The organism is Pseudomonas sp., from assembly GCF_041601375.1.
Lineage (GTDB): Bacteria > Pseudomonadota > Gammaproteobacteria > Pseudomonadales > Pseudomonadaceae > Aquipseudomonas.
Genome location: NZ_JBFIIG010000278.1, coordinates 1 through 3,571, shown reverse-complemented (window position 1 = coordinate 3,571; position 3,571 = coordinate 1). Strand labels below are relative to the sequence as shown.

Sequence of the window (3,571 nt, the reverse complement as noted above, 5' to 3'; positions counted from 1 at the left end):
GTGGCGATGGATCCAGGCTACTGTTGACTGTGATGGTGGCAGCCTGCGCCGGCACAGCAAGCAAAGCGGAAAGCGCAATCATTGCGCCTAGTATTCTTCTCATCGGTATAGCCCCTCTTAACGGAATCGCACAAACCCTAAAAACAAGACGACCAACGAACACTCGATAAATGCAGTAAGTCGCGGAACAGCATAGTTATATTAAGCCCTATAGACCTCTCGAGTATAACAGTGACACAAGGGCATAATGCAACCCCTCGCTGCACTTTGATGACAATTGTTTGAGCCAGCTGCCTATTACTTTGTTCAGTAAAACCTGTTAGAGCTGCGATACGGGCTATTAGTCCAATTGTTGTGCAAACGCTGATTCGTAACGCAGCGAGAAGGACTCGCGGTCAAGACTGTGGTTCTGGGTGCCGTGCTGCTCGATCTTGATGGCGCCCATGAGTGAGGCTATGCGCCCCGTGGTGGCCCAGTCCCTGCCCTGCTGCAGCCCAAAGATCAGCCCGGCGCGAAAAGCATCACCGCAGCCGGTCGGGTCGGTGACCTTTTCGATCGGCGCACTGGGAATCTCGATCAACTGCCCGTCGGTATGGATATGGCTGCCTTCGCCACCACGGGTCACGATCAGCGCCTCGACCTGGCCCGCGATCTGCTCGGTGGTCAGGCCGGTACGTTCCTTGAGCATCTGGCTTTCATAGTCATTCACGGTGACGTAGGTGGCCAGCTCAATGAAGCGGCTAAGCTCCTCGCCGCCGAACATGGGCAGGCCCTGGCCGGGGTCAAAGATAAACGGAATGCCGGCGGCGGCGAACTGTTCGGCGTGATCGATCATGGCCTGGCGGCCGTCGGGTGACACCATGCCCAGCGTGACACTGCCATCGGCGGGGACGGTCTGTTCATGGGCATGGTTCATCGCACCGGGATGAAAGGCGGTGATCTGGTTATCGTCCATATCGGTCGTGATATAGGCCTGCGCGGTATAGGCGCCGTCGATGATCTTGATATAACGATCATCGATACCCTTGTCGCTGATCCACTTCGCGTAGGGGGCAAAATCCTGCCCTGCAGTGGCCATTGGGGCACCTTGCCCGCCCAGCAGTTGCAGGTTGTAGGCGATATTGCCGGCACAGCCACCGAATTCACGCCGTAGTTCGGGCACCAGGAAGGCGACATTCAATATATGCACCTGATCGGGCAGGATTTCGTTCTTGAACTGGCCGTTGAAGACCATGATGGTGTCGTAGGCCAGTGAGCCACAGATCAGTGCAGACATAATATTCCTTGGGTATCAGATTGATTTATTCGACAGGCTGCCAGCGCAGGTCGAGCTGGCGGGCGGCGCGCACGTCATCCAGACGCCTTACCGGCATGCTGTAGGGCGCGCCCTTGACCTGCTCGATATCGGCCCTGGCCTCTTCAAAAATGCTGGCCATGATCTCAATAAAGCCGTCCAGCGTTTCCTTACTCTCGGTTTCGGTCGGCTCGATCAGCAAGCATTCCGGCACCAGTAGCGGGAAATAGATGGTCGGCGCATGCACGCCGTAATCCAGCAGCCGCTTGGCCACATCGGTAGCAGTCAGGTCCAGCTCCGCCTTCTGCTTCTTGAGCGTGATGATGAATTCATGCGTGGCGCGGCGCCCCTTGTAGGCCACCTCAAAGCCGCGTTTCTGCAACTGCACCATCAGGTAGTTGGCATTCAGGGTGGCGAACTCGGCCACGCGGTGCATGCCATCTCGGCCCAGCAGGCGGGCGTAAACGTAGGCCCGCAGCAGCACACCGGCATTGCCGGCAAACGCCGACAGCCGCCCGATGGTCTGCGGCAGGTCTTTTTCGTCCAGCCACCTGAAGCCGTGATCTGCCTGACCCACCACCGGAATCGGCATGAACGGCAGCAGCCGCTTGCTGACCCCCACGGCGCCGGAGCCCGGCCCGCCGCCGCCATGCGGGGTTGAGAAGGTCTTGTGCAGGTTCATATGAATCACGTCAAAGCCCATGTCGCCGGGCCGCACCTTGCCGAGGATGGCATTGAGGTTGGCACCGTCGTAGTACGACAGGCCGCCGGCCTCATGCACGATCTTCTGGATCTCGCCGATCTGGCGTTCAAACACACCCAGTGTCGACGGGTTGGTCAACATGATGCCGGCGGTTTGCGGGCCGACGGCCGCACGCAGCGCCTCGACATCCACATCGCCCTGCGCGTTGGTGGGAATTTCGACCGTCTTGCAACCACACTGGGTGGCGGTGGCCGGATTGGTGCCGTGGGCGGCATCCGGCACCAGGATTTCGGTGCGGGCGGTATCACCCCGCGCCGCGTGGTAGGCCTGGATCATGGCCACGCCGGCAAACTCGCCCTGCGCGCCCGCCATCGGGGTGAGCGACACGCCGGCCATGCCGGTGACTTCCTTGAGGATTTCCTGCAGGTCGTACATGCAGGCCATAAAGCCCTGGCTGTGGGTATCCGGCGCCAGCGGGTGACGGGCGAGAAAGCCCGGCAACATGGCCAGTGAGTTACAGGCCCGCGGGTTGTACTTCATGGTGCAGGAGCCCAGCGGGTAGAAATGCGTGTCGATAGAGAAGTTCTTCTGTGACAGGCGCGTGTAATGCCGCACCACGTCCATCTCGGAAGCCTCGGGCAGGCCGACGGCCGACTGGCGGCGGAACTCGGCGGGAATTCCCTCGACAGCGGCAGCGTTCAACGGCGCCTGGGCATAGGCCCGGCGGCCTGCACGGCTGTGTTCAAAGATCAGCAGGTTGTCCTGGGTGGGTTTCAGCTTCATGCCAGGGCCTCCGTCAGGGCCGCGACGTAGCCGGCGATGTCCTCGGCCGTCTTGGTTTCGGTCACGCATACCAGGATGGCCTCGCCCAACTCGGGATGGGTCTGGCTGAGGCCATAGCCGCCCAGCACGTCGTACTCGGCCATGTGCCGCAGCACCTCGCTGGCCGGCCTGGGTAGCCGCAATACGGTTTCGTGGAAGGTCGGCGCGGTAAACAACAGCTCCACGCCGTCGATGGCGGTCACGGCCTGAATCAGGGCCCGCGTGTTGGCATGACTGGCTGAGGCAACATTTTCCAGCCCGGTCGGGCCAAGCAGCGCCATATGAATAGTGGCCGCCGTGACCAGCAGACCCTGGTTGGTACAGATATTGGAGGTCGCCTTGGAGCGGCGAATATGCTGCTCGCGAGCCTGCAGGGTGAGGGCGAAGCCGGGCTTGCCGTCGAGATCGACGGTGCGGCCGACAATACGGCCGGGCATCTGGCGCACATACTGCTGCTTGCAGGTCATGAAGCCAAAGTACGGACCGCCCGAGGACAGCGGCGCACCCAGCGGCTGGCCATCGCCGACACAGATATCGGCGCCCTTTTCGTCCCCCGAACCCCACTCGCCCGGCGGCCGCAGCAGCGCCAGCGCCAGCGGATTGACCACCGCGATGGCCAGCGCGCCCTGGGCATGCGCCCAGTCGGTGAGAGCATCCACGGCTTCCAGGCAACCAAAGAAGTTAGGCTGCGGAATCACCAGCGCGGTAATGTCCTCACCCTCAAAGCGCTTGAGCGAATCGACCAGCGTGGT

Annotated in this window: 2 protein-coding genes and 1 pseudogene; all 3 read right to left on the bottom strand. The window is 61.3% G+C overall.

Going from position 1 to position 3,571, the window contains the following annotated elements; genetic code table 11:
- Window positions 1-340: 340 nt before the first annotated feature.
- Window positions 341-1,234: a carbohydrate kinase family protein gene (locus ABZE94_RS20965; protein WP_372878093.1), complete on the bottom strand. Its 894-nt coding sequence runs from the start codon at window positions 1,232-1,234 to the stop codon at window positions 341-343.
- Window positions 1,235-1,301: 67 nt separating this feature from the next.
- Window positions 1,302-2,780 (bottom strand): aminomethyl-transferring glycine dehydrogenase subunit GcvPB, encoded by a 1,479-nt coding sequence (gcvPB, locus tag ABZE94_RS20960; RefSeq protein WP_372878091.1) that lies wholly within the window; start codon window positions 2,778-2,780, stop codon window positions 1,302-1,304.
- Window positions 2,777-3,571 (bottom strand): annotated as a pseudogene (locus ABZE94_RS20955) (hypothetical protein); the annotation flags it as partial. The pseudogene ABZE94_RS20955 and the gene gcvPB, both read right to left, overlap by 4 nt.